The following is a 4,775-nucleotide window of genomic DNA, read 5'->3' as shown; positions in this document are numbered from 1 at the left end:
GAGCCAGTCGGTCGGCTCAGGCGGCAGCGGCAGCGGGTCCCAGCGCAGCCGGTTGGGCGAGGGCGGCACCTCGTCGAACGGCGCGGAGCGCAGCTGCGGCGCGCCGAGGTAGCGGGTGAATGCGCCTTGGTCGGCGGTCGGCCGCAGCCGATACAGCCAAGAGCGGCGGTTCTCGGCGCGCGGCGCGGTGAAGGCGGTGCCCGACAGCTGCTCGGCATACAGGCCGAACGGCACGCGCTGCGGCGAGTTGCGTCCGACCGGCAGCGCGCCGGGAACGGCTTCGGTCGCATGGTGGTTGGCGAAGCCGGTGAGATAAATTCGATCCTCCCCGGCACAGGGAGGGGAACCGCCAGCTAAAGGCTGGTGGTGGAGGGGCGGGGCGGCAGGCGATCCGCTGATGGTGGAGGCCTCTCCATCACCGGCTTCGCCGGCGGTCCCCCCCCCCGTGCCGGGGAGGATCTCCTCCATCACGCGTCCACCGTGATCACGCCGCGACGTATCTGATCCAGCTCGATGGACTCAAACAGCGCCTGGAAGTTGCCGTTGCCGAACCCCTCATTGCCCTTGCGCTGGATGATCTCGAAGAAGATCGGGCCGAACATGTTCTCCGTGAAGATCTGCAGCAGCAGGCCCTCCTCGCCCACCGCGCCGTCGATCAGGATGCGGTTGCGGCGCAGCCGCTCCAGATCCTCGCCATGGCCCGGGACGCGCTTGTCGACCAGCTCGTAATAGGTCTCGATCGTGTCCTGCAGCCTGACGCCGCGGGCGCGCAGCTTCTCCACCGTCGCGAAGATGTCGGGCGTGGTCAGCGCGAGGTGCTGGATGCCCTCGCCCTGATATTCGCGGATGAACTCCTCGATCTGGCTGTTCTCGTCCTGGCTCTCGTTGAGGGGGATGCGGATCGCCTTATCGGGTGCGATCATCGCCTGGCTGAACAGCCCGGTCGCCTTGCCCTTGATGTCGAAATATTTCTGCTCCTCGAAGCCGAACAGCGTGCGGTAGAACTCGCTCCACACCCGCATCTGGCCGCGGCGGACATTGTGGGTGAGGTGGTCGAGCAGGTCGAGGCCGACGCTGTTGGCCGCCTCCGCCTCGCGCCAGCCCGGCAGTTCGGCCCAGCCGGCATAGAGGTCGGCGTCGGCGGCGATGAAGTAGAGATAGGAGCCGCCGATCCCCTGGATGACCGTGTCGTCCTCCTCGGTGCGCTCGCCGCCATGCGCCAGCGCCCAGGCGAGCGCCTTGGCGGGATCGGAGACGCGGAACGCCATCGCGCTCGCCGACGCGCCATGGATGTTGCGGAACTGCTTCACCCGCCCCGCCTCGTCGCGGTTGAGCATCAGGTTGATGCGGCCCTGTTTGTAGCGGGTGATGTTCTTGGTCGGGTGACGGTGGCTGGCGACGAAGCCGAGCTGCTCGAACTGCCGCGCCATCGCATCCGGATCGGGCGAGGTGAACTCGACGAATTCGAAGCCGTCGAGGCCGAGGGGATTGCTGCTGTCCATGGTGCTGAACCTTTCAAGCCGGGAGATAGGATGCGAGTGCGGCGACGAACCGCGCGACCGTTGCGGTACGCAGGCCGGCGACGTTGATCCGCCCTGACGCGGGCATGTAGATGCCGTGATCCTCGCGCAGCGCCGCCACCGCGAAGCTGTCGATCGGCAGCATCGCGAACAGACCTTGCTGGCGGACGATCGGTGCCAACGCCGGATGAGCGGCACCGAGCATGGCGCGAACATCGTTGATCCGGGTCCGCATCCCGGCAAGCTCGGCGCGCCAATCCGCGGCAAGCGCGGCATCCTCCAGGATCAGCCGCACCACGGCAGCGCCGTGATCGGGCGGCATCGACCAGAGGCTGCGGGCGAGTGCGAGCAGCGTCTCGCGCACCGGCACGGCTGCCGCCGCCGTACTCGCTTGAACCCAGAGCGCGCCGACCCGCTCGCGATAGAGAGCGAAGTTCTTGTCGCAGCTATACGCGATCAACGCCTCGGGAACGGCGTCGACCATCGCGCGCATACCCGCGGCGTCCTCTTCCAGCCCGTCACCAAGCCCCTGATAGGCGAGGTCAATCAGCGGTACGAGGCCGCGGACCGCAAACGAGGCCGCCAGCATCTGCCATTGTTCAGGCGAGAAGCCGGTTCCCGTCGGATTATGGCAGCAGCCGTGGAGCAGCACGACGTCTCCTGGCTGCGCCTGAGCAAGCGCATCGAGCATCGCATCGAAGTCGATCCCCGAACATGCCGGATCGAAGAAGGGATGATCTCGCACGACCAGTCCCGCCGCATGGAAGATCGGCGCGTGATTGGGCCATGTCGGACTGCCGAGCCACACGCTGCGATCCCGCCCGGAGCGCGCGATCAGCTCGGCGGCGAGCCGCAGCGCTCCCGTGCCCCCAGGCGTCTGGATACCGGTCAGGCGTGGGTTGGCGGCGTGAGCCGCACCGAGCGCCATGGGGGCGAGCACGTCGGTGAAGCGCTGATCGCCTTCCGGTCCGAGATAGCTCTTGCTGGTTTGGCTCTCCAGCAGGTGCGCCTCAGCCGCCTTGATCGCGCGAAGGATCGGCGTGTTGCCATTCTCGTCGCGATAGACACCGACACCCACGTCGATCTTGGTCGGTCGTGGGTCACGTGCGTGCAGACCGATCACCGCCAATAATGCGTCGGGCGGCTGACGATCGAGCGATGCAAACAGCGGCACCGTCGCAGCGGGGTCAAGAACGGGGTTCATGCCGCCGCCTTTGTGCGTGCATAGGCCTGCGTGCCGCGGGTGTAGACCTTGTCGCTCGGCAGGATCGCCTCGATCTCGATGTCGGGTGCGTCGCTCAGTTCATCGTAGACCGGCCCGAAGTCCGTTCCCAGCGTCTGCTCGAGCAGGTCCTCGAAGCTGTCGATCACGAAGTAGTTCTGCTGGAAATCGTCAATCCGGTATTTGGTCCGCATCAGCCGCTTCAGGTCGAAGCCGATGCGGTTGGGCGACGGATCATCCAGCGCGAACAGCGACTCGGTGTAGGAGGACACGATGCCGGCTCCGTAGAGCCTGAGCCCGTCGCAGAACCGGACCAGACCGAACTCGACGGTATACCAATAAAGCCGCGCCAGCTTGTCGATCGCACCAGCCTGGGCCGCACGCTGGCCACCCTTGCCATAGGCCTGCATGTAATCGGCGAACACCGGGTTGGCGAGCAGCGGCACGTGACCGAACACGTCGTGGAAGACGTCCGGCTCCTCCAGATAATCGAGCTGGTCCGGACGACGGATGAAGTTGCCGGAGACGAACCGGCGGTTCGCGAGGTGGTCGAAGAACACGTCATCCGGCACCAGCCCTGGAACCGCGACGACCTGCCACCCAGTGGCTTTCATCAGGCGGTCGGACAGTTCCTCGAAATCGGGGATGCCCGGCTTTGAGAGCCGCAGCACGTCGAGCCCGTCGATGAATTCCGGCGTCACACGACCAGGGAGCAGCTTCGCCTGACGCGCGAACAGCTTGTCCCAGGTGGCATGTTCCTCAGGCGTGTAGCCGGCCCAGCCCTGCGGGATGACCCAATCGTGAGCGGCGCCAGCAGGGCGCTCCAAGCTGATGTCTGCCATAAGCCCTTATCGCATAGCGGTGCCGCAATTGCCTTCCTCATCGAATGCCCTTAGCCAGGCTTTTGGAATGCTTTCTCGATTGGGCAGGTATCGGTGAAACAAAGCGTTCACTTCGATCCCGTCGACCTGCGCATCCTCGCGTTGGTCCAGGAGGATGCGACTCTCAGCCATGCCGAGCTGGCGGAGCGAGCCGGCACCTCTGCGGCCTCGTGCTGGCGGAGGATCAAGGCTCTGGAAGCCCGCGGCGTGCTCGGACGAACCGTGCGGCTGGTCGACCCGGCGTTGATCGGTCGCGGCGTGAACGTCATGTGCAACATCCGGATGAGAAGCCACGCAGGCGACGCCCGGCAAGCGTTCGAGCTCTTTGTCGCGGACATGCCTGAGGTGATCGAATGCTTCTCGATGTCCGGAGAATGGGACTATCTTCTCCGTATCGTCGTCGCCGACATCGAGAGTTACAATAGCTTGCTGATGAACACCCTGTTAGGGCATCCGTCCGTCGCTGGTGGCTCTTCTCACTTTGTGCTTTCTACCACCAAGTACACGACCGCCTTGCCGATCTAGTTCGGTACCAACGATTGAACACCACTCGTTCTGGCAACAGGATGTGTATTCGGTCGAGTCCGACGGACAAGAGGTTGAAGTCGTCCTCATCCCTTTGCGGAGGCCGCCGAACGCGCCGCCTGCTCGTAAACGCCTGACAGCGCTCTCAGCGAGGTATTCAACGCTTCATAGTCGAGAGCGCCGCTGACGCCGGATGTCAGCGACGGCTCAAGGTATCTCCGCCGGTCCTTGAGGAACTCGGCATAATGGCTATTGCCCTTGTCGGTGCTGCAGTAGAACACCTCCTTGCCGATTTTCGAGCTGGACGTGAAGCCGAGCTTGGTCAGCTTCTTCAACGAATACATTACCAGATGCATGTCGTCGATCGACAGCGCAAAGGCGAGGTCGACGCCGCGTAGCTGACGGTTCCTGTAGACCAGGAGGTGGAGCAGGAACACGTCGAGGTCGGACAGGCCGTTGGCGGCGCTCGAATTGTTGCGCTGGTTCATCCAGCGCCGGATCGAGTTCCACAGGACGGTCATCGTCAGCTCCAGCTCGGACAGCTTTTCCTCTTCGGTCATCCTCGCAGTCCCTCGCCCGTCGGTGGTCGCAGTCGTTCGGCCGCGTCGGCATGCTCAAGCAGATCGG

6 protein-coding genes are annotated in these 4,775 nt (G+C 64.6%); 1 reads left to right on the top strand and 5 read right to left on the bottom strand.

From position 1 onward, the window contains the following. The 4 genes from HUU96_RS11505 to phhA all read right to left on the bottom strand — a co-directional run. A partial coding sequence (locus HUU96_RS11505) for a homogentisate 1,2-dioxygenase (RefSeq protein ID WP_174292932.1) occupies positions 1-468 on the bottom strand: 468 nt, incomplete at its 3' end. Continuing rightward, a complete protein-coding gene (gene hppD / locus HUU96_RS11500; RefSeq protein ID WP_174292931.1) occupies positions 468-1,502 on the bottom strand; it encodes a 4-hydroxyphenylpyruvate dioxygenase in 1,035 nt (344 codons plus the stop codon). The genes HUU96_RS11505 and hppD, both read right to left, overlap by 1 nt. Positions 1,503-1,515: 13 nt before the next feature. Then, positions 1,516-2,724 carry an amino acid aminotransferase gene (locus tag HUU96_RS11495; protein ID WP_174292930.1) on the bottom strand — a complete coding sequence of 403 codons (1,209 nt, stop codon included), beginning with the start codon at positions 2,722-2,724 and terminating at the stop codon, positions 1,516-1,518. Further along, positions 2,721-3,584, bottom strand: coding sequence for a phenylalanine 4-monooxygenase (phhA, locus tag HUU96_RS11490; RefSeq protein ID WP_174292929.1), 864 nt, complete (start codon positions 3,582-3,584; stop codon positions 2,721-2,723). The genes HUU96_RS11495 and phhA overlap by 4 nt, the downstream gene beginning before the upstream one ends. Positions 3,585-3,677: 93 nt before the next feature. Between phhA and HUU96_RS11485 the strand changes: the two genes are divergently transcribed. Then, positions 3,678-4,148 (top strand): Lrp/AsnC family transcriptional regulator, encoded by a 471-nt coding sequence (locus HUU96_RS11485; RefSeq protein WP_174292928.1) that lies wholly within the window; start codon positions 3,678-3,680, stop codon positions 4,146-4,148. 86 nt (positions 4,149-4,234) lie between these two features. Here the strand turns inward: HUU96_RS11485 and HUU96_RS11480 are convergent, their stop codons facing one another. Further along, positions 4,235-4,708, bottom strand: coding sequence for a winged helix DNA-binding protein (locus HUU96_RS11480; protein WP_174292927.1), 474 nt, complete (start codon positions 4,706-4,708; stop codon positions 4,235-4,237). Positions 4,709-4,775 lie beyond the last annotated feature (67 nt).

The organism is Sphingomonas bacterium (assembly GCF_903644135.1).
GTDB lineage: Bacteria > Pseudomonadota > Alphaproteobacteria > Sphingomonadales > Sphingomonadaceae > Sphingomonas.
This window is presented reverse-complemented; position numbering and strand designations above follow the sequence as displayed.

Bases quoted from the DNA above. Each gene is read 5' to 3' on its own strand.
- hppD (WP_174292931.1), bottom strand. From the start codon at position 1,502: ATGGACAGCAGCAATCCCCTCGGCCTCGACGGCTTCGAATTCGTCGAG.
- HUU96_RS11495 (WP_174292930.1), bottom strand. From the start codon at position 2,724: ATGAACCCCGTTCTTGACCCCGCTGCGACGGTGCCGCTGTTTGCATCG.
- phhA (WP_174292929.1), bottom strand. From the start codon at position 3,584: ATGGCAGACATCAGCTTGGAGCGCCCTGCTGGCGCCGCTCACGATTGG.
- HUU96_RS11480 (WP_174292927.1), bottom strand. From the start codon at position 4,708: ATGACCGAAGAGGAAAAGCTGTCCGAGCTGGAGCTGACGATGACCGTC.